A 21,315-nucleotide genomic window follows, 5' to 3' on the forward strand; every position below is an offset into this window, starting at 1 on the left:
AATTTTAAGCGATTACAGATTTGATTGATACTTCAGTGAACTGAGCACGATGACCGTTCTTCTTGCGATAGTCCTTGCGGCGCTTCATCTTGAAGACGATTACCTTGTCACCCTTTACGAGTGGGTTCACTACTTCTACTACTACTTTTGCACCCTCTACAGCTGGTGCACCGACAGTGATTGAGCCGTCTTTGTCAACGAGCAAAACCTTGTCGAACTCAACAGTCTGACCTGCCTCAACATCCTTGATGTGATGTACGAAGAGCTTCTTGCCCTCCTCAGCCTTGAACTGCTGACCGTTAATTTCTACAATTGCGTACATTAAATTAATTATATAAACGGGTTTCTTCGGGAGGCGTCCTGCATTGTGCCGGATCTTCTTTGAGCCCCTTCGAACTAAACTTTTCTGTAACATTTGCCCAATCCATGAGCATTCGGGGTGCAAAATTACAAATTATCTTTGATATGAACAAAATGTTGGGGAAATAAAGATTGCTTTTTAGAAAGATTTAACAGAAAAGCCTGTTTTTTATAAGAATACCGATTATTTGCTACCAGATAAGGGACTCGTGAATAGTATAATGTTCTTTATTGGGTTCAATAATATACTTCCTTAGGTTCAATGATATGTCTCCTCTGGTTCAATGATATACTTCCTTAGGTTCAATGATATGGCTCCTTTGGCTCAATGATATGTCTTCTCTGGTTCAAGGAGATGTCTCCTTAGGTTTAAGGATACGACTTCTCTGGTTCAAGAAGATACCTTCGCTAAAGTTATGACTAGTGTCAGCAGCTCTGCTGAGCCTAGTCAGCAGGTCTGCTCACTATAGTCGGCAGGTCTGCTGACTGCAGTCAGCAAGTCTTCCGACTCAAGTGATATTACCTTTTAATTGTATTCTTTCTTCTTGGGAACAATATATGCTATATGCTATTTGATGGAGGAGGTGTATAAAAAGAAAAAAGCGATGACCTTCACAGGCTACCGCTCCAAATCTTCAATAGGTATTAGTTTCCATTAAGGTAAAAAGATTGTTTTCAGGATAACTGGCTGCAAAGATACACGATTTTTTTCAAATCACCAAATATTTATTTGATTATTTTTGTCGTAATTTAATTGTGTGGGCGCACAAGGGCATAAATTAACTTATTTTAATAATAAAGACTGTGTAATCGATTGCAATTCTGTTGTCTTTTTGTTTTTGTTTGGATATCTTCAAAAGTATAAAGAGACGAACTTCCGAGACGAGTAGTGAAGTAGAGAAAAATAAAAACAGGTTGGCGTAGAAGCGCCAACCTGTTTATGGAAAATACTATTATCTTATTCTGTTTGTTCGAATCAGGAAAAAGAAGTGATTACTTCTGCTTCTTGATTTTCTCTACGTAAGCATCAATGACAGCTACTGCTGTGATGTTTACGATATCCTGTACACTACTTTCTGAGTCAGTGAAGTGGATAGGCTTATTCAATCCCATCTGGATAGGGCCGATAATCTCTGCTTCAGGATTCAACCCCTGGAGAAGTTTGTATGCACCATTGGCGCTACTCAAGTTAGGGAACACCAAAGTGTTGACGTCTTTGCCCTTGAGGCGGGAGAATGGGTACTTCTCGTCGCGCAGATCCTTGTTGAGTGCATAGTTTACCTGCATCTCACCATCGATAGCGAGTTCAGGGAACTCCTTCTGCATCTCAGCAACGGCTTTCTTTACCTTAACAGGTGAGCCAATATTGTCTGTACCGAAGTTAGAGTAGCTTAACATGGCCATAACCGGCTCTTCGTTGAAGAACTTCACTGTACCTGCAGACAGCTTGGCAACATCAATCAGCACATCTTCGTCTGGGTGGCGGTTGATGAGCGTATCTGCGATATAATAAATACCCTTCTGGGTGTTAAGGATATGCATGGTACCGAAAGTCTTATATGGCTCACGGATTCCAATTACATCTTTTGCCACCTTAATAGTATTGCTGTACTTTGTGTAAAGACCAGTGATGAATGCGTCAGCATCACCCTGTTCTACCATTGACATACCGAAGTAGTTGCGCTCGTACATTTTATCATAAGCTTCCTCGAAGCTGTAGCCCTCGCGAGCACGCTTCTCTGCCAGATGCTTGGCAAACTTAGCACGGCGGCCCTGTTCGTTATCGGCACGCATATCTACAATCTCAATATCTGAAAGGTCAAGCTTCAAACGGCTAGCAACACGGTTCAAGCGGTCTGGGTTACCTAACAGGATTGGCTGGCAGATACCCTCTTGCTTTGCCTGGACTGCAGCCTTCAGCATAGTTGGGTTGCCACCTTCAGCGAATACTACACGCTGTGGGTGAAGGCGCGCTGTATCGTGGAGCTTGCGGGTCAGTTTGGTCTCCTGACCAAGCAGCTGGCGCAAATCCTGCTTGTACTTCTCCCAGTCTGTGATAGGGGTGCGAGCCACACCACTTTCCATTGCAGCCTTAGCTACGGCAGCAGAAACTTCTGTAATCAAACGTGGATCTACAGGTTTCGGAATGAAGTATTTAGGACCGAATGTAAGGTCGTTAACGTGGTAAACATCGTTTACTACATCAGGAACCGGCTGCTTAGCCAAATCGGCAATTGCATGAACAGCAGCCATCTTCATTTCTTCGTTGATAGCACGGGCGTGAACATCGAGTGCACCACGGAAGATGTATGGGAAACCGATTACATTGTTAATCTGGTTAGGATAATCTGAACGGCCAGTTGACATCAATACGTCAGGGCGGCTGTCCATAGCGTCCTCGTAGCTGATCTCAGGTACTGGATTGGCAAGAGCGAAAACGATAGGGTTGTCTGCCATAGAGCGAATCATATCCTTGGAGAGCACGTTACCCTTGCTGAGTCCTACGAATACATCGGCGCCTTTCACAGCCTCTTCGAGTGTATGGACATCGCGGCGGTCTGTTGCAAAGAGCTTTTTCTGCTCTGTCAGATTTTCGCGGTCGCTGGTAATGACACCCTTAGAGTCGAGCATAACGATGTTCTTTACCTGTGCACCGAGTGCTACGTAGAGTTTTGTACAGCTGATAGCAGCTGCACCAGCACCATTTACGACAATCTTCACATCGGCAATGTTCTTTCCTGCTACCTCAAGAGCGTTCTTCAAGCCTGCTGCAGAGATGATAGCAGTACCATGCTGGTCATCGTGCATTACAGGGATATCGAGAGTTCTTTTCAGGCGTTCCTCGATGTAGAAACATTGAGGTGCCTTGATGTCCTCCAAGTTGATTCCACCAAATGTAGGAGCGATTTTCTCTACGGTTTCACAGAACTTTTCTGGGTCTTTTTCATCGATTTCAATATCGAAGACATCCACACCACCGTAAATCTTGAAAAGCAATCCCTTACCTTCCATCACAGGCTTTCCGCTCATGGCACCGATATCGCCAAGTCCGAGCACTGCTGTACCATTACTGATAACAGCAACCAGGTTACCCTTGTCAGTATACTTGTATGCATCGTCTGGGTTCTGCTGGATCTCAAGACATGGGAATGCCACGCCAGGAGAATAAGCAAGGCTCAGATCCGTTTGTGTGTGATAAGGTTTTGTTGGCTTAACCTCAATCTTGCCAGGACGGCCAGTCTCGTGATAACTTAAAGCCGCCTCTTTTGTAATTTTTACCATAACAATATATTGGTTTAAAGTTTATTTTTCTTTCATATTCGTGGATTTTTCGCACGAAATTTAAAAGTTTGTGCAAAGGTACAAAAAAACTTAGTAAAAAAGAATGGTTTTTTGATTTTTTTTGTATCTTTGCACAAAAATAGTCTTCAAACAAGTAAAATGATAGAAATCAATCAATATAGACAAGAACTGAAAGACAGAATCATCTCTTATGCGATGCCTGAATTCTATAAGCGTGGGGTAAAAGCTGTCAAGATGGATGAAATCTCACAGGGACTTCATGTGTCTAAGAGAACTGTGTACGAGATTTTCGGTGACAAAGAAGAATTGTTGCTTGCTGGTATGATGCGTCAGCTAGAAGAAAATCGTTCGAAGTTAGAAAATTTCGCCAAGACCCAAGCGAAGAATGTGATAGATATTATCAGCTATGTCTATAAATTGCAGATGGAGCGCAATGGGATGGTGGGCGTTCTTTTTTATGAGGAGGTTCATAAGATGCCTCGTGTTGTGAAATTCTTCCAGGAAAATCATGCTCATGAACGGGAGGAGAGTGTGCGTTTCTTTGAGGCTGGTGTCAAGGAGGGGCTTTTCCGTAAGGATGTAGACTTCAATGTTGTTATGGACATAGGACATGTGATGATGGAGGAAATCATGCACCATCAGCTCTATCGTGTTCATTCGATGCAGGAGATATACGACAATTATATTTTGTGCCTGATTCGTGGATTCTGTACAGAGCGCGGCTTGGAGCAGCTTGACCGTGCTTTGAAAGAGTAGAGGCGTTGGCTTTAATATACAAAATGTACTTTTTGAGCGTATGTGTAATTACGCTTAAAAAAGAGAAAGAGGTTTCGGAGATGCTTTATATAGGCTCACGGAACCTCTTTTTCTTAATCCTTGTATAGCCAGTGGAGGAGCAGGTTTATAACTTTTGGATAGAAGCGGAACCAGCGAAACTTGGTAACAGGTTTGCCTCCGAAACCGAGAATGAATTCACGGTAGAGATTATTCTTAAGCGGAAGTCCTGCGTCCATAAAGTGGAGGTGTTGGGCATCCTGCTCCTGTGCATCAGAGAGTGCTTGCCAGATGGTCATTGTGTCCGGATGCAGATGGATGTAAGTCTTTCTCTTGAATGCAGAAAACCAAAGAAAGGCATTGCCTTGGTTGTAGATGCAGGTATAGCCGCCAATCACTTTGTCCTTATAGGTGATGATGACGTTTCTGGCATTACTACTTGTACTCAGTTTCTGAAAGAATGTTTCGTCAGGAACAAAACGGCGAATTTTCAGCCGATAATAATTTTTGAGCAACTGGTGATAACGATGGATGTCTTCGGGTGAAGTTGCCTCTCTACAACTTATTCCCTTTTTTTTCATTTTTTCAATCATAGCAATTTGTTTGCCTGAGAGTCGCTCTTGGGGAAGTTTGCTGTGTAGGGAGTTATGTATCTCTTGCCAGGCAATAGGTACATAGCCCAATTTTCTGAATTCCCGGTAACCCAGCATCTTTTTGCTCATTCGGGAGAACTCGATGTAAAAGCAGAGTCGTTTGTGTAAGTGGATAGTTATGCTGCGGAGTAACAATGGGAAAATAGCATTCTGTTCAGCATCGGGTGCATAAAGTCCCTCTCCATACGCGTGCGCGTGCGTATATAGATAAGGTGGAAATAAAGATTTGCGGTGATAGAGGATGACGAGCATTTGTCCTACCACCTTGTTCTCCTGTGTGGCGACAGCCATAAAAGGGGTTATGCCGGGTGTTTTTTCAAGAATCTGAAAAAGCTCCAAGCTATGAAAAAAGTCGCCTTCCAATAAATGCGGCATTTCTTCCAGTTTACCATATATTTCTACTTCATATTTTCTCACGAAGGCAAAAATAATAAATTTATCATAAAAAAGCAAGAAAAAGGGCTTCTCTATCGTTATTTTTTAGTATTTTTGCATAAAAAGTAGAACTTTAAACAAAATTACGTATGAAAATAGTGTTTATTGGGGCAGGTAATCTTGCTACCAATCTTGCGCTCGAAATATCGCAATCAGAACATCAGATTGTGCAAGTTTTCAGTAGAACTAGGGAGTCGGCCTCTCTATTGGCTGAGAAGGTGAATTGTGAGCCTGTCAATGAGATGAGTAAGGTGGTCTGTGATGCAGATTTGTACATCGTTTCAGTGAAGGATGATGCGCTTGAAATGCTTATTCCTGAACTGTGCAAAGGAAGAGAAGATAAGATGTTTGTTCATACAGCTGGTTCCATGCCGATGGATGTTTTCAAAGATTATGCCCGTCATTATGGCGTATTTTATCCGATGCAGACATTTACGAAAGATAAAAAGGTTGCATTCGAAAATATTCCTATTTTCATTGAGGGATGTGGTGCTTTCGAAACTTCTTTCCTGAAGAGGTTGGCAGAACAGATTTCTCGTAGTGTTTATGAATTGGATTCTGATAATCGTAAGTATCTGCACCTGTCAGCTGTTTTTGCTTGTAATTTTGCGAATCATTGCGTAGCTATAGGTCAGCAGATTCTCGAAAAGCATCACATTCCTGGCAGTGTTCTCCGTCCTCTGGTTATGGAAACTATGGACAAGGCTTCTTCGCATTCGGCAGCTGAAGTGCAGACAGGACCGGCTATTCGTGATGATCGGAACGTAATGGAGAAACAAATGCAACTTCTTGAAAAACAGCCAGAACTACAGCAGATTTATGAAATAATGAGCAAAAGCATATTCAACTTCAAGAGATAAAACGGTTGTCGGTTTAAGTTTGCAGTTAGAAATTTAAGTTCTAAAAACAGAAACAATTATGATTAATTACGATTTAAATAAAATAAAAGCAATCATCTTTGATGTTGATGGAGTACTGTCAAGACAGACCATCACGCTTTCCAGTGCCGGCGAACCTTTGCGTACTGTTAATATCAAAGATGGCTATGCCATTCAGCTGGCTCAGAAGAAAGGTGTTCGTATCGTAATTCTGACAGGCGGTAATTCTCATGCCATACAGGTACGCTATGAAAATCTTGGTGTAGAGGATATCTTCATGGGGTGTTCTGTAAAGATAAAGACTTATGAGGAGTTCAAGCAGAAATATTCAATTACAGATGAGGAAATAATATATGTAGGTGATGATATTCCTGATTATGAGATTATGCGTCGTTGCGGATGTCCATGTTGCCCAGCAGATGCATGCTCCGATATTAAAGAAATTTCTACTTATATCTCGGCTTGTAACGGAGGTGATGGTGTGGGACGTGATGTCGTAGAACAGGTACTGAGAGCCAAGGGTTTATGGCTTTCAGATGCTAAGGCGTTTGGCTGGTAGAATTTAGTTAATAGTTGAAAGCTGATAGTTTATAGTAGAAAGTTTGCAACTGAATTTTAATCATAAAGTTCAAAGTAATAAGGTTTAAAATAGATGAATTATAAGATTATTTTGGCGAGTAATTCGCCTCGTCGCAAGGAACTTCTGGCAGGTTTGGACATTCCTTTTGAGGTGAAGGTGATTAGTGGTATTGATGAAAGTTATCCTGCTGACCTCGATGCTTATCAGGTTGCAGAATTCATCTGCAAGAAAAAGGCTGAGGCTTACCGTCCGCTTTTGAACGGAAATAATAGTGTCGGAGAGTTGGACGAGTCAGAAACTTTGATTCTTACAGCAGATACGGTTGTGATTGCGCCAACAGCTGGCGAACAGAATGACCAGGAAGGAAAGGGAGTCATTCTCGGGAAGCCTCGTGATGCTGAAGATGCCAGACGAATGCTGAAGATGTTGAGCGGAAAGACGCATCATGTAGTTACAGGTGTTTGTCTTACTACCCAGCATAAGCAGCGTTCCTTTTCAGTAACAACAGAAGTGACGTTCAAACCGCTTTCTGATGATGAAATCAGTTATTATATAAATCATTATCAGCCGTTTGACAAAGCTGGCGCCTATGGTATTCAGGAATGGATTGGCTACATAGGTTGTACGGGGTTGAAGGGGAGTTATTTTAATGTGATGGGGCTTCCGGTTCAGCGTATCTATGAGGAATTGAGGCGAATTTAGATTTTTTAAAATTAAATATTGTTCTATGTCGTAGATAATGAGTATCTTTGTGCGTTTTATGTAACTAACAAGGATTATGAGTGAAGAAATTTTAGCAAAAGCTCATGAGGTTTTGGACAATTATATGGAGAGCAATCATCACCGGCGCACTCCGGAGCGTTCCACTATCCTCGACACCATTTATTCTATGGGAGAGCATTTCTCGATAGAAGATTTGGGCAGAGAGCTACTGAAAAAGAATTTTCGCGTTAGCAGGGCTACGCTTTATAACACATTGCATCTGTTCCTGGAATTAAGGCTTGTGGTAAAGCACAGTCTGGCAGACGGCACCAAGTATGAGGCCAGTTATAGCGAGGACAATCATGTGCATCAGGTTTGCACGATTTGTGGCAAGGTAACCGAAATTGTAGCACCGCAGGTTACGGCTGCTGTGAAGGATATCAGGATGCAGCGCTTTCGTAAAGATGCTTATGCTCTTTACATCTATGGCGTATGCAGCGGCTGTCAAAGCAAGATGACTCGCAAACGCAAAAAAGAATAAGTATCAAGATAAAAAGATAAAAAATGAACACAGGTAAAGTAGATGTCCTGCTGGGTTTGCAGTGGGGCGATGAAGGTAAAGGTAAGGTGGTTGACGTGTTGACCCCTAAGTATGATGTCATTGCTCGTTTCCAGGGTGGTCCTAATGCTGGACATACATTGGAGTTTGAGGGCGAGAAGTATGTGCTTCGCTCTATCCCTTCTGGTATTTTCCAGGGTGGTAAGGTGAACATCATCGGCAATGGTGTGGTTTTGGCTCCAGACCTCTTTATGGGTGAGGCTAAGGATCTTGAGAAGAGCGGTCATGATTTGAAGAGCCGTCTTTACATCTCTAAGAAGGCACATCTCATCATGCCTACTCACCGTGTACTCGATGCTGCTATCGAGGCTTCTAAGGGAAAGAACAAGGTAGGTACTACTGGTAAGGGTATCGGTCCTACTTATACTGACAAGGTTAGCCGTACCGGTCTTCGCGTAGGCGATATCCTTGACAATTTCGAGGAGAAGTATGCTGCTCACAAGGCTGCTCATCTCAAAACCATCGCAAGTCTCGGTTACACCGACTTCGATATCACAGAGGTTGAGAAGACCTGGATGGAGGGCATCGAATACTTGAAGCAGTTCAAGCTCATCGATAGCGAGGTAGAAATCAACAAGGTGCTCCGTTCTGGCAAGGATATCCTCTGTGAGGGTGCTCAGGGTACTATGCTCGATGTTGATTTCGGTTCTTATCCATTCGTTACTTCTTCTAATACTATCTGTGCAGGTGCCTGCATAGGTTTGGGTGTCGGCCCTAATCGCATCGGCAATGTTTATGGTATCATGAAGGCTTACTGTACACGTGTTGGTGCAGGTCCATTCCCTACAGAGCTTTTCGATGAGACGGGTGCCAAGATTCGTGACCTCGGTCATGAGTATGGTGCTGTTACCGGTCGTGAGCGTCGTTGTGGCTGGTGCGATCTTGTACAGCTCAAGTATTCTGTCATGGTGAATGGTGTTACCGAGCTTATCATGATGAAGAGCGACGTGCTCGATGGCTTTGATACCATCAAGGCATGCGTGGCATATAAGTTGAAGGATGGTTCTGTTACAACAGATTTCCCATACGAAATCGATGATGTAGAACCTGTTTACAAGGAGTTCAAGGGCTGGAAGACAGATATGACTAAGTTCACATCTGAAGATCAGTTCCCACAGGAGTTCAAGGATTATATTGCTTTCGTAGAAGAGTTCCTTGAGACTAAGATCGGTATCATTTCTATCGGTCCAGACCGTGCTCAGACTATTGTACGCAAATAAATCATATAGTGTTTAATGTTTAGTGTTTAATGTTTACTTTGAGGGGTTTACATGGCGCTAGACATTAAACATTTAACATTCATATTAAACATTAATAAATGGCTCAGAAACCAAGTATACCAAAGGGCACGAGAGATTTTGGTCCTGTTGAGATGGCGAAACGCAACTACATCTTCAACACCATCAAGGAAGTGTATGCTCTTTATGGATTCCAGCAGATTGAAACCCCTGCCATGGAAACCCTTCAGACTTTGATGGGCAAGTATGGTGAAGAGGGTGATAAACTGCTTTTTAAGATATTGAATTCAGGCGACTATATGAATAAGGTGAGCGATGAGGATATTCATTCTCTCGGATCACTCAAATTAGCAGCGAAACTTTGTGAGAAGGGTCTTCGTTATGACCTGACCGTCCCTTTCGCACGTTACGTAGTGCAGCACCGCGAGGAGTTGCAGATGCCTTTCAAGCGTTATCAGATTCAGCCAGTATGGCGTGCAGACCGTCCTCAGAAGGGACGTTACCGTGAGTTCTATCAGTGTGATGCTGATGTGGTTGGCTCTGATTCTCTCCTGAATGAGGTCGAGTTGATGCAGATTGTTGATACCGTGTTCACCAAGTTTGGTGTTCGTGTATGCATCAAGATTAATAACCGCAAGATTCTTACTGGTATTGCAGAGGTTATCGGTGAGGCTGAGAAGATTGTAGATATCACAGTGGCCATCGATAAGCTTGATAAAATCGGACTTGACAATGTAAACGAAGAGTTGCGCAATGACGGCATTTCTGAAGATGCCATTGAGAAGTTGCAGCCAATCATCTCACTGTCAGGAACTAATGATGAGAAACTTGAAGTGATAGCGAAGGTTCTCGAAGGTTCAGAAGTTGGTTTGAAGGGTGTAGAGGAAACCAAGTTTATCCTCGATACCTTGAAGACTCTTGGCTTGAACAACGAGATAGAACTGGATCTCACTCTGGCTCGTGGCTTGAACTATTATACAGGTGCAATCTTCGAGGTGAAGGCGCTTGATACTCCAATGGGAAGTATTACAGGTGGTGGTCGTTACGACAACCTCACCGGCATTTTCGGTTTGCCAGGTTTGAGCGGTGTAGGTATCAGTTTTGGTGCTGACCGTATTTATGATGTGTTAGGTGCGCTCGACCTTTATCCGAAGGAGGCTGTAAATGCTACTCAGGTACTGTTTATCAACTTCGGTGAAAAGGAGACAGCTTATTGCCTGCCTATAGTAAGTGCAGCTCGTGCAGCCGGTATCCGTACCGAAATCTTCCCTGATAAGGCGAAGATGAAGAAGCAGATGAGCTATGCCAATGCCAAGAACATTCCATTTGTTGTGCTTGCAGGTGAGAATGAGATGGCTCAGGGCAAGGTTACGCTTAAGAATATGGAAACTGGCGAACAAACCTTGGTTACTGCCGAGGAATTGATAGCCAAAGTAAATAAATAATACTCTCTTTCTCGTCCTCTCGTGCTCGTATATGTGAATATGCAGTGCGGCAGGGCGAGAGCTTTTTATGTGTTAGCGTGTATGCCTAACTATAATTTTAGTAACTTCTAAAAACTACAGACAAATGAAAAAAATAAAAGCTATTTTATGTGTATTCATACTGGCGTTGCTGATGACATCCAGCACAAAGACAACAACGATTTTTGTAATAGGTGATTCTACTGCTGCCGAGAAAGGTGGTTTTAGAAATAATCCAGAGCGAGGATGGGGGATGGTATTGCAAGGCTTTTTTGATGACAAGGTGATTGTTGACAATCATGCTGTTAATGGTCGTTCTTCTTTGAGCTTTATCAATGAAGGAAGATGGAAAAAGGTTTTGGATAGAATAAAGCCAGGTGATTATGTGTTTATCCAGTTTGGGCATAACGATGAAAAGTCAATGCCTGACCGTCATACTGATCCGGGATCTACTTTTGATGTAAACCTTGCCAGATATGTAAATGAGACCCGTGCCAAGGGTGGCATTCCTGTATTGTTCAATGCGGTGGTTCGTCGCTGCTATTATTCTGCAGAATTGAAGAATGATGATGACGAGAAGCTTCGCAATAAAGTATATGATGGAAAGGAACAGATTAATAGTGATACGCTTATCGACACCCACGGAGCTTATGTGATAGCTCCCCGCAATGTAGCAAAGCAGCTGAATGTTCCGTTTGTTGATGCTACCAAGATTACCCACGATATAGAAACGGGCATGGGTATTGAAGGCAGCCGCAAATTACATATGTGGTTTATGCCTGGCGAGAATCCGCAGGTTCCTAAGGGTAAGAAAGATAATACCCATTATAATGTATATGGTGCACGTGTGGTTGCCGGTGCGCTTGCTGATGCTGTAGCTGAGCAGGTGCCAGCGCTGAAGTCTCATGTCTGCCATTATGATTATGTAGTCTCTGCAGAAGGTCGGGGCAATTTCATGGATTTGCAGAAGGCTGTAGATGCGGTTCCTGTAGGCAAGAAGGCTGTTATCCGTATTTTGGGTGGTGAATGGAAGAAGCCAATCATCGCAAAAGGCAAGAAGATTAAGTTTGTCAAGTCATTTGGTGCTAAAATCAGATAGTAACAGGCTTTTTTAAAACTCCCGATATCTTTGAAATTACATGGCGATGTAGAAGTCTGTGCGTCGTGACATAGAACAAAATGCATCGCCATGTAGTAAACCTATACATAAAAGGGGTACTTTCACAAGCACCCCTTTTCATATTATACAAAAACATTATGAATTATTTCTATTAGCGAACAAGATTTTAATTTCTATCTTTGTCTCAATTATCTAAAAGTTTCAAACGTTCACCAGAATTACTTTTGGCAAGGGGCAATTCCTACTCGTAGGATAACCTCAGTTCTGATGTTTATCATTTACGGTTGCAAAGGTACGAAGATTTTTATAATTGTGCAATACCTAAAAATGGGGGTTTTGATGAATACCTAGAAATGAGGAATGAAAATGGGGGAGAGTAGATATGAAAAAAGGAAGTCCTTATTGAAGAACTTCCTTTTTTATGAGGTGTCTAGCGGAGTCGAACCGCTCTACACGGTTTTGCAGACCGTTACCTAACCGCTCGGTTAAGACACCTTGTGTAGAACAATCATTTCTGATTTGCGAGTGCAAAGGTACTACTTTTTATTGGTTCTACCAAATTTTTATGCAACTTTTTTAATTAAAACAATCACTTTCTTTGTATCTTGCTCATAATGAACGGGTTCTGAAATGCTTTAATTTTTGTCTGGTTTCCTCGCTGCATGACAGTAAAAGTAGTTTTAGCAGCTCTTTTATGAGAACTGCTCTTGTTCTTTCCGCTGAGTAGCCTCTTTCTTTTTATTCTTTTGGCATTTCTCAACGAACGGGCAACCTGAACATTGATAGTTTTTACACTCTCGTGCTTGTTTGATGGAGCGGTAGATACAAATGGCGGCATACGTGATGCATGCCGCCAATATGATTGCTATGATGATATACTGTATCATAAGCATAGGTAAATTAACATAATACTAACCTACGGCGTTATAACCATTGGTTGAGTTTTTGCGCATGATGTCGCGGATGTTCATCTCCTTGAAACCCTCTGCGCGTTTCTGCTCTTCAAGCTCTTTCTCTTCCTCGATGTCCTTTTCTGAACGGGTGAAAGTGAAAGCCTTGTACTTAAATTCTGCAATCGCCCAACCTACGAGGCCCACAGCGATTAATGCAACAAATCCAATTAATGCGTTCATTTCTCTTTATATTATAATAATGTATAAACTGAATTAATAATCATCGTCGGCTACGTCTTCTGCATCATCAAGACCGAGGTTCTCTGGGTCTTCGAAGGTAGTACGGTAGCTTTCCTCAGTAAGCTTGTCGTCATCGAATGCATCGTCATCCTCATCTGGATCGTTGTAGTGATCCTCGATTTCTGGTGCATCCTCGTCTTCATCCTCGTCTGGGTCGAGCAGGTCGTCGTTGCGTTTCAAATCATTCTCATCTTCGAATCTCATGCGAACCTTTTCTACCTTTGGCTTCTCCTTGGCAAAGATAGCTTCTACCCAAGAACCTTTTGGTACCACGAGCACTTCGTAGTCATCGGCGAGCTTTTTCTCGTACAGACCTCCTGGCTTTTTCAGGCGGTCAGCAGGAAGAGTAGTTGTGCTGATGTCGAAATTACTTTCGATGATGTCCTGGATGCTCTGAGGCAGACTCTCCCAGCCACCACCAAAGTTGCGCTCCAAGAGTTCGATGAGCTTATTGGCGGTGATGTGACTTACATTTTCGTAAGTAAGATCAGTAACACGCATGATAGGGCGCTTTTTGATGGCATATTTTTCTTTCTTGTCGTTGATACGGAAAGTGCCAATCTTAAAGCCGCGTGCCATCAGTTTGTCAATCACTTCAGGACGGTCTACCGTCACTGGTTCCATTTCGAATGCGCTGCGGATCACTGCGATATACTTGTTCTGGTAATCCTTGAGGTCAGCATCCTTTTCTGCTGCTTCCCAAAGACGGAACACATCGTTCTCCTGCAATTCCCAAATGCTACTTTTAGTAACATTCTTCAGTGTTAATATTTTATCTTTATTCATCTTCAATTGTGTTTGTGTGTGCAAAAGTAAGTACTTCTTTTTATATATCCAAATTTTCTTGCTGTTTTTTTGTGTTTTTGGTCACTTTTTTATTTGGAATTCGATTTTTTTCATTACCTTTGCACGTACTATGAGTGAACCGTTAGCTGAAAGAATGAGACCTCACACGCTTGCTGACTATGTAGGGCAGCAGCATTTGGTAGGTGAGGGGGCCGTGCTGCGCAAGATGATTGATGCAGGGCGCATATCCTCTTTTATCCTCTGGGGACCCCCTGGAGTGGGCAAGACTACCCTTGCTCAAATCGTGGCACAAACCATCAAGGTGCCGTTCTTCACCCTCTCTGCGGTGACCAGTGGCGTAAAGGATGTCCGCGAGGTGATAGAAAGAGCAAAGAGTGGTAGATTCTTTAATTCGGCTTCTCCTATATTGTTTATTGATGAGATTCACCGTTTCTCCAAGAGTCAGCAGGATTCGCTTTTGGGTGCGGTAGAGAAGGGTATTGTTACGCTGATAGGTGCTACCACCGAGAATCCTTCATTCGAGGTGATTCGTCCGCTGTTGTCCAGATGTCAGCTCTATGTGCTCAAACCGCTCGAAAAGGCTGATCTTGAAGGACTCCTGCATCGTGCCATTACGCAGGATGTAGAACTCAGAGAAAAGAATATTAAGCTGGAAGAGACGGGCGCGCTGCTGCGATATAGTGGTGGAGATGCCCGAAAACTGCTTAATATCCTGGAACTGGTGGTGGAATCAGCCGGATCTTCAGAGATTGTGATTACCGACAAGATGGTAGAAGAGCAGTTGCAGCAGAATCCGCTGGCTTACGATAAACAGGGTGAGATGCATTATGATATTATCTCAGCCTTTATCAAGAGTATCCGTGGAAGCGATCCCGATGCTGCGCTTTATTGGATGGCGAGGATGATAGAAGGAGGAGAAGACCCGCAGTTTATAGCCCGTAGGGTTGTAATCAGTGCCTCTGAGGATGTGGGACTTGCTAATCCGAATGCACTCCTGCTTGCCAATGCTGCCTTCGATACGGTGATGAAGATAGGGTGGCCCGAAGCGCGTATCGCCCTTGCTGAGGCTGTGGTGTATCTTGCCACGAGTCCGAAGAGCAACAGTGCTTATCTGGGCATTAATGATGCGCTGGCTACTGTACGGCAAACGGGTAATCTGTCTGTTCCGCTGCACATCCGCAATGCTCCTACCAAAATGATGAAAGATTTGGGCTATCATGACGGATATAAGTATCCTCACGATTATCCTGGACATTTCACTGAGCAGCAGTATCTGCCAGACGAACTGAAGGATGCCCGCTTCTGGCATGCGCAGCATTCGCCTTCCGAGGAGCGCCTCTACAACTGGATGGTTACCTGCTGGGGAGAAAGATTCAAGAATTAGTGATTAGAAAGAATAATTAGAAATTGATATTTAGAGCAACTAACTGATACGAGAAAATGATGATACATGGCGATCCTGAATTCGTGCTCACGCTTCATAGCGTGATAGAATTCATCGGTACATTTGCTTTTGCCCTTTCGGGCATTCGTCTGGCAGCAAGTAAGCACTATGATTGGCTGGGCGGTTTTGTTTGTGGTGTGGCTGTAGCCATAGGTGGTGGAACCATACGAGATGTGATGCTTGGTGTGCGTCCGTTTTGGATGTTGAGTCCTATCTACCTGATTTGTACGCTGTTTGCGCAGTTGGTAGTGATTGCTTGCCACCGCTATCTCAAGCGTCTTGACAATACCTGGTTTCTGTTTGATACCTTGGGCTTGGCGCTTTTCAATATTGCGGGCATCCAGAAGTCGCTCGAATGTGGTTTCTCTTTTTGGGTAGCCATCATCATGGGCTGTATTACGGGTGCTGCAGGCGGTGTTATCCGCGATGTGCTTCTTAATGAAGAGCCGGTCATCTTCCGAAAGGAGATTTATGCGATGGCTTGTGTCGCCGGTGGTTTGGCTTATTGGGGATTGAGCTATCTGGGTGTGAGCCTCTATATTACGGTGATTGTAGCTTTCAGTGTGGTCTGCGCCATCCGATTGCTGGCTGTAAGATACCATATTTCACTCCCGAAGCTGAGGGATGAAGAACAAACTGTAGAATGAAAAGGAAAAAAAAGAAATTGATAAATAACAGATAACAGATGAAAAGACTGAAAGCGATTTTGATGCTCGTTGTTGCAATGATGCTGATGTCGTCGGCAACAATGAAGGCTCAGAACAAACGAGAGTTTCGTGGAGCCTGGATACAGTGCGTTAACGGACAGTATCTGGGCAAGAGTACGCAGCAGATCCAGGCGATGCTTACCAGACAGCTTGATGAACTGCAGAAGGATGGCGTGAATGCGATAATCTTTCAGGTTCGAGCTGAGTGTGATGCTCTGTATAAGAGTGATTTAGAGCCTTGGAGCAAGTTTCTTACGGGGGTGCAGGGAAAGGCTCCTTCTCCTTATTGGGATCCGTTGCAGTGGATGATAGAGCAGTGTCATAATCGTGGCATGGAGCTTCATGCCTGGATTAATCCTTATCGTGCCAAGCATAGCGTAACTTCCTATGAGCAGGTTTCGCCGAAGAATATCGTGAAGAGGCGTCCTGATCTCTGTTTTCAGTATGGTAAGCTGACGCTGTTGAACCCTGGGTTGCAGGCTGCAGCCGACTATATTTGCGAGGTGGCTGTGGACATTGTAAGCCGATATGATGTTGATGGATTCCATATTGATGATTATTTCTATCCATATCCAGAGGCCGGACGTCAGATTCCTGATCAGCAGCTCTTCCGCCAGCAGTCGCGCGGCATGCGAAACATAGGTGATTGGCGCCGTGATAACGTGAGCCGGTTTGTAAAGCAGCTCAGCGAATCCATTCATGCCGTTAAGCCTTGGGTCAAGTTTGGTGTTTCTCCATTCGGCATCTACCGCAACAAGCGTACCGATCCTAATGGTTCAGAAACTTTCGGCCTCCAAAATTATGATGATCTTTATGCAGATGTATTGCTTTGGGTGAATAATGGTTGGATAGACTATTGTGTGCCTCAGATTTATTGGGAGATAGGCAATCGTGCTGCCGATTACAAGACGCTCATAACCTGGTGGAATAAGCATGCTGGCAACCGCCCATTATATATAGGTGAAGATATTGAGCGTACAGCCAAGTTTGCTGACCCAGTCAATCCGCGCAGTCATCAGTTGCCTGCCAAGCACCGTTTGCATCAGCAGATGAATAATGTGAAGGGCACTGTGCTCTGGTATGCGCAGACTGCTGCCGATAATGTAGGTAATATCGGACATACACTCCGCAATAATTATTGGAAGTATCCAGCATTGCCACCTTCTATGCCTTTCCTTGATAATAAGGCGCCAAAGGGGGTAAAGGGTCTCAAGCTGATGTGGACCGAGAAAGGTCCGCTGCTGGTATGGAAGGCTCCTAAGGCTAGCAAGAAAAAGTGGGGCGATCAGGTGAACCGTTTTGCTATCTACCGTTTTGAGAAAGGAGCTAAGGTAAATCTCAATGATGTTTCTGCACTCCAGGCAGTAACTTATGATAATTTCTATCGCATCCCTTATGTGAGTGGCAAGAAATATGTGTATGTAGTAACTGCTCTCGACCGGGTAGGAAACGAAAGTAAAGGTAAGAAAAAGAAAATTTCTTTTTAGATTGGTTAGATGATATAAACGGAAAGACCGTTAAAAACAGAAAAACCGTTGTACTCGATAGGAAAGAGTGCAACGGTTTTTTATTTTGTTGGGATGGGGGAGCGGGTAGTCCTTTCATCCTGTATTTTTTTTATTCTTTCAGCAGGTCGTTCAGGAAGTTATCCAGGTCGTTGTCCAGATTCTCCATCAAGTCACCACCTACAATGATCGTATCATCGTCAGCAAGATAGAGCTCGCCAATATGCTCTTTATCCTCATCTTCGAGCACAAAGCTGTATGGCTTGAGAATGCCGAGATGATCTATGATATCAGCCTGTTTGCGCAATACATCGCGAAGCAGCTTTGCTACCTCGTCGTAGAAGTCTTCATCCTTGTTTTCTATCCATTGCTCAACAACGCAGCGGGTAATCTCGTTGTCATCGTCGTCAAAGGCTAGGAGTTCGCCACTATCTTGCGAAACCCTTACGTGGATGTCGGTCATTTGAGAAGTCTCGTCGTCAGATTCTGGCGCTGGGAACTTTTGAGCCACTTTTCTGATAAAGCGCTCTACTTGCATGATTGTTTGCTCTAATGTTTCCATATCAATTCTTTAATAATCAATGCAAAGATACATAAAAAATTGATATCACCAAAAGAAGTTGCTAAAAAAAAGCATTTTTGCTTTTAATTTGTTTTCAAATACCCCGATTTTTAGGGCATAGATAACGTTTACGCTCCTTTTTCATATTTTCTTTTCGATTTTGTTTGCCATTTCTAAATAATGTAGTATCTTTGCACTTGAATTGCAAAAATGCAATCTCAACATTACAAATGAATAATAAAATAAAACATTCTGGCATCGTAGAGAGCGTAGAAGAAGGTTGTGTGTGCATTCGCATCGTACAGTCGTCAGCCTGCAGCGCTTGCAAGGTGGCTGCCCATTGTACTGCATCTGAATCGAAAGAGAAGATGATTGAGGTTTCTACCTCAGAGGCGTCTCTCTACCACAAAGGCGATAGCGTGGTGGTGACTGCTGATTCGGCTGTAGGCTTCAGAGCCAGTTTCTATGGCTATCTCTTGCCGCTGATACTGATGGTGATAGCTTTGGTCGGTGTACTGAAAGCTACTCACTCAGAGGGAGCCGCAGCGCTCTCGGCATTGGGCATTCTCATTCCATACTATGTGGTGCTCTACTTATTCAGAAACAAACTTAAAAACAAACTGAGCTTCTCTATTGAATCATAGGGTACGTGATGTGCTTCTGTAGTTTTAGTGGAGAACTCTTGTTTTAAAACAAAGAAAAAATAACAAAACAAAACACAAAAAATTATGAATTTTATTTTGATTGCTGTCTTGGTTCTCGGAGCAATCGCGCTGATTGCAGCGTTGGTTCTCTTCGGAGTATCTAAGAAGTTTGCCGTCGAAGAAGACCCTCGCTTGGGCCAGGTAGGAGAGATTCTGCCAGGTGCCAACTGTGGTGGTTGCGGTTTTGCCGGATGTTCCGGTATGGCTGCAGCTCTGGTGAAGGGTGCTGATGCCGGTTCTATCGATGGACTGATGTGTCCGGTAGGTGGTGCCGACGTGATGGGCAAGGTAGCCGACCTTTTAGGTATGGCAGTAGCCAATACCGAGCCAAAGGTGGCTGTGGTTCGTTGTAATGGTACTTGCGAGAATCGTCCTCGCATTGCCGAGTATGATGGTTTGCACACTTGTGCAGCTATGAATTCATGTGGCGCTGGCGAAACAGGCTGCGGGTTCGGCTGTCTGGGTTGTGGCGATTGCGTGGCTGCCTGCCAGTTTGGCGCAATCTCTATCAATCCTGAAACTGGCATTCCTGAGGTTGATGAAGAGAAGTGTACGGGTTGTGGTGCTTGCGCCAACGCTTGTCCACGTCATATCATCGAGCTCCGCAAGAAGGGGCCTAAGGGCCGTAGAGTTTACGTTCAGTGCGTAAATCACGACAAGGGTGCTGTTGCCAAGAAGGCTTGTAGCGTTGCTTGCATCGGATGCGGTAAGTGTCAGAAAGTCTGCAAGTTTGATGCTATCACCATTGAAAACAATGTGGCTTATGTTGACTTCAACAAGTGCCGCATGTGTACCAAGTGTGTTGACGAATGCCCAACAGGTGCTCTCGTAAAAGTTAATTTCCCAGTTAAGAAAAAGGAGGAATAATCATGAATTTGAGAACTTTTAGAATTGGTGGAGTTCACCCAGAAGAGAATAAGATTACTGCCGAGATGGCTACTCAGGTAGCTCCTCTTCCTAAGCAGGCTATTTTCCCACTTGGTCAGCACATCGGTGCTCCTGCCAAGCCTGTAGTTGCCAAGGGCGACAAGGTGAAGGTGGGTACACTCATTGCTGAGGCTGGTGGCTTTGTGAGTGCTCCTATTTACAGTTCCGTATCAGGAACCGTGTTCAAGGTAGATACATCTATTGATGCTACCGGTTATCGCAAGCCTTGCATCATTATTAATGTAGAAGGCGATGAGTGGGAGGAGAGTATCGACCGCTCTGATAAACTCGAAACGCTTGAGGCTCATACAGAGCTTACTCCAGAGGAAATCGTAAACCGCATCAAGGTAGCTGGTGTCACTGGTATGGGTGGTGCCGGTTTTCCTACCTTTATCAAGCTTTGTCCTCCTCCAGGAGCCAAGGCTGAGTGCGTCATCATCAACGGTGTAGAGTGTGAGCCTTATATCACAGCCGACTATCGCCTGATGATGGAGCATGCCGATGAGATTCTCGTTGGCTTGAACCTTCTGATGAAGGCGGCTAAGGTAGAGAAGGGCTACATCGGTATCGAGGATAACAAACCTGCTGCCATCAAACTCTTCGAGGAGAAGACAGCTAATGACGCTCGTATCGAGATTGTACCTCTGGCTAAAAAGTACCCTCAGGGAGGTGAGAAGCAGCTGGTGGATGCCGTTATCCGCCGTCAGGTTCCTGCTCCTCCAGCTATCCCTGTCAACGTTGGAGCAATTGTTCAGAATGTAGGTACTGCCTTCGCTGTTTATCAGGCAGTTATGAAGAATAAGCCTCTCTTCGAGCGCTATACTACCGTAACCGGTAAGCAGGTGAAGAATCCGGGCAACTTCCTCGTACGTATGGGTACTCCATTCTCTCAGATGATTGAGAACTGCGGAGGTTTGCCTGAGGGTGACAACAAGGTGCTGGCTGGAGGTCCGATGATGGGTAAGGCTGTAATCAGCCTCGATGTACCGGTAACCAAGGGTACCAACTCAATCACCGTATTGACCGATGCTGATGCTCATCGCAAGAAGGCTCAGCCATGTATCCGCTGTGCCAAGTGTGTGGATGCCTGCCCAATGGGCCTGGAGCCATACTTGCTCGCTACCCTGAGCGTAGTGAAGGATTATGAGCGCCTGGAGGCAGAGGAGGTTACATCCTGCATCGCCTGCGGTTCATGCCAGTTCACCTGTCCATCTCATCGTCCTATCCTCGATAATATCATCAACGGTAAGGCAGCGGTAATGGGCATCATCAGAGCTCGCAATGCCAAGAAGTAAGCGTTCACGTCAAGAATGAATTTCATTTAAGAAAGAATTTAAAAGA

At 44.0% G+C, this 21,315-nt stretch carries 20 protein-coding genes and 1 tRNA gene; 14 read left to right on the forward strand and 7 right to left on the reverse strand.

The window, feature by feature from the left end; all coding sequences use genetic code 11:
• Positions 1-4: 4 nt before the first annotated feature.
• Positions 5-322 (reverse strand): 50S ribosomal protein L21, encoded by a 318-nt coding sequence (rplU, locus tag NNC77_RS08660; RefSeq protein WP_006848683.1) that lies wholly within the window; start codon positions 320-322, stop codon positions 5-7.
• Between the two features lie 1,031 nt (positions 323-1,353).
• Positions 1,354-3,642 (reverse strand): NADP-dependent malic enzyme, encoded by a 2,289-nt coding sequence (locus NNC77_RS08665; protein WP_117727682.1) that lies wholly within the window; start codon positions 3,640-3,642, stop codon positions 1,354-1,356.
• 159 nt (positions 3,643-3,801) lie between these two features.
• Here NNC77_RS08665 and NNC77_RS08670 point away from each other — a divergent pair, with 159 nt between their 5' ends.
• Positions 3,802-4,419 carry a TetR/AcrR family transcriptional regulator gene (locus NNC77_RS08670; RefSeq protein WP_234564592.1) on the forward strand — a complete coding sequence of 206 codons (618 nt, stop codon included), beginning with the start codon at positions 3,802-3,804 and terminating at the stop codon, positions 4,417-4,419.
• Between the two features lie 113 nt (positions 4,420-4,532).
• Here the strand turns inward: NNC77_RS08670 and NNC77_RS08675 are convergent, their stop codons facing one another.
• Complete coding sequence (locus tag NNC77_RS08675; RefSeq protein ID WP_254970393.1) at positions 4,533-5,381, reverse strand: GNAT family N-acetyltransferase; 849 nt, start codon at positions 5,379-5,381, stop codon at positions 4,533-4,535.
• A 233-nt stretch (positions 5,382-5,614) separates the two neighbouring features.
• On the opposite strand from NNC77_RS08675, the gene NNC77_RS08680 reads away from it, so the two are divergent.
• The 7 genes from NNC77_RS08680 (at position 5,615) to NNC77_RS08710 (ending at position 12,104) form a co-directional block, all read left to right on the forward strand.
• Complete coding sequence (locus NNC77_RS08680; RefSeq protein ID WP_233338857.1) at positions 5,615-6,385, forward strand: Rossmann-like and DUF2520 domain-containing protein; 771 nt, start codon at positions 5,615-5,617, stop codon at positions 6,383-6,385.
• Positions 6,386-6,443: 58 nt separating this feature from the next.
• Positions 6,444-6,962, forward strand: a complete 519-nt coding sequence (locus tag NNC77_RS08685; RefSeq protein ID WP_022121881.1) for a KdsC family phosphatase — start codon at positions 6,444-6,446, stop codon at positions 6,960-6,962.
• Positions 6,963-7,055: 93 nt separating this feature from the next.
• Complete coding sequence (locus NNC77_RS08690; RefSeq protein WP_234564590.1) at positions 7,056-7,685, forward strand: Maf-like protein; 630 nt, start codon at positions 7,056-7,058, stop codon at positions 7,683-7,685.
• A 76-nt stretch (positions 7,686-7,761) separates the two neighbouring features.
• Positions 7,762-8,226 carry a Fur family transcriptional regulator gene (locus NNC77_RS08695; RefSeq protein ID WP_022121879.1) on the forward strand — a complete coding sequence of 155 codons (465 nt, stop codon included), beginning with the start codon at positions 7,762-7,764 and terminating at the stop codon, positions 8,224-8,226.
• Positions 8,227-8,249: 23 nt separating this feature from the next.
• Positions 8,250-9,524 (forward strand): adenylosuccinate synthase, encoded by a 1,275-nt coding sequence (locus tag NNC77_RS08700; protein ID WP_254970392.1) that lies wholly within the window; start codon positions 8,250-8,252, stop codon positions 9,522-9,524.
• Positions 9,525-9,622: 98 nt separating this feature from the next.
• Positions 9,623-10,987 carry a histidine--tRNA ligase gene (hisS, locus tag NNC77_RS08705; RefSeq protein WP_022121877.1) on the forward strand — a complete coding sequence of 455 codons (1,365 nt, stop codon included), beginning with the start codon at positions 9,623-9,625 and terminating at the stop codon, positions 10,985-10,987.
• 124 nt (positions 10,988-11,111) lie between these two features.
• Positions 11,112-12,104, forward strand: a complete 993-nt coding sequence (locus NNC77_RS08710; RefSeq protein ID WP_254970391.1) for a rhamnogalacturonan acetylesterase — start codon at positions 11,112-11,114, stop codon at positions 12,102-12,104.
• Between the two features lie 445 nt (positions 12,105-12,549).
• Here the strand turns inward: NNC77_RS08710 and NNC77_RS08715 are convergent.
• The 3 genes from NNC77_RS08715 to NNC77_RS08725 all read right to left on the reverse strand — a co-directional run bounded on the left by NNC77_RS08715 (position 12,550) and on the right by NNC77_RS08725 (position 14,104).
• Positions 12,550-12,620 (reverse strand) — tRNA-Cys (locus NNC77_RS08715).
• 416 nt (positions 12,621-13,036) lie between these two features.
• On the reverse strand, positions 13,037-13,258 hold the full coding sequence (locus NNC77_RS08720; protein WP_022121874.1) for a hypothetical protein: 222 nt from the start codon (positions 13,256-13,258) through the stop codon (positions 13,037-13,039).
• 33 nt (positions 13,259-13,291) lie between these two features.
• A complete protein-coding gene (locus NNC77_RS08725) occupies positions 13,292-14,104 on the reverse strand; it encodes a hypothetical protein (protein ID WP_006848669.1) in 813 nt (270 codons plus the stop codon).
• Positions 14,105-14,234: 130 nt separating this feature from the next.
• On the opposite strand from NNC77_RS08725, the gene NNC77_RS08730 reads away from it, so the two are divergent.
• Genes NNC77_RS08730 through NNC77_RS08740 form a run of 3 tightly spaced genes read left to right on the forward strand, consistent with a single transcriptional unit; the run spans position 14,235 to position 17,763 of the window.
• Positions 14,235-15,509 (forward strand): replication-associated recombination protein A, encoded by a 1,275-nt coding sequence (locus tag NNC77_RS08730; RefSeq protein WP_254970390.1) that lies wholly within the window; start codon positions 14,235-14,237, stop codon positions 15,507-15,509.
• A gap of 59 nt (positions 15,510-15,568) precedes the next feature.
• Positions 15,569-16,216 (forward strand): trimeric intracellular cation channel family protein, encoded by a 648-nt coding sequence (locus NNC77_RS08735; protein ID WP_117585997.1) that lies wholly within the window; start codon positions 15,569-15,571, stop codon positions 16,214-16,216.
• A 38-nt stretch (positions 16,217-16,254) separates the two neighbouring features.
• On the forward strand, positions 16,255-17,763 hold the full coding sequence (locus NNC77_RS08740; protein ID WP_118154758.1) for a glycoside hydrolase family 10 protein: 1,509 nt from the start codon (positions 16,255-16,257) through the stop codon (positions 17,761-17,763).
• A gap of 130 nt (positions 17,764-17,893) precedes the next feature.
• Here the strand turns inward: NNC77_RS08740 and NNC77_RS08745 are convergent, their stop codons facing one another.
• On the reverse strand, positions 17,894-18,343 hold the full coding sequence (locus NNC77_RS08745) for a hypothetical protein (RefSeq protein ID WP_117585988.1): 450 nt from the start codon (positions 18,341-18,343) through the stop codon (positions 17,894-17,896).
• A gap of 230 nt (positions 18,344-18,573) precedes the next feature.
• Here NNC77_RS08745 and NNC77_RS08750 point away from each other — a divergent pair, with 230 nt between their 5' ends.
• From NNC77_RS08750 to rsxC, 3 genes are all read left to right on the forward strand, one after another.
• Positions 18,574-18,987, forward strand: a complete 414-nt coding sequence (locus tag NNC77_RS08750) for a SoxR reducing system RseC family protein (RefSeq protein WP_006848664.1) — start codon at positions 18,574-18,576, stop codon at positions 18,985-18,987.
• 84 nt (positions 18,988-19,071) lie between these two features.
• Complete coding sequence (locus tag NNC77_RS08755) at positions 19,072-19,914, forward strand: Fe-S cluster domain-containing protein (RefSeq protein WP_117692396.1); 843 nt, start codon at positions 19,072-19,074, stop codon at positions 19,912-19,914.
• Between the two features lie 2 nt (positions 19,915-19,916).
• Positions 19,917-21,269 carry an electron transport complex subunit RsxC gene (rsxC, locus tag NNC77_RS08760; protein ID WP_117727673.1) on the forward strand — a complete coding sequence of 451 codons (1,353 nt, stop codon included), beginning with the start codon at positions 19,917-19,919 and terminating at the stop codon, positions 21,267-21,269.
• Positions 21,270-21,315: the final 46 nt, after the last annotated feature.

The sequence above is a fragment of the Segatella copri genome (genome assembly GCF_024330485.1).
GTDB lineage: Bacteria > Bacteroidota > Bacteroidia > Bacteroidales > Bacteroidaceae > Prevotella > Prevotella copri_L.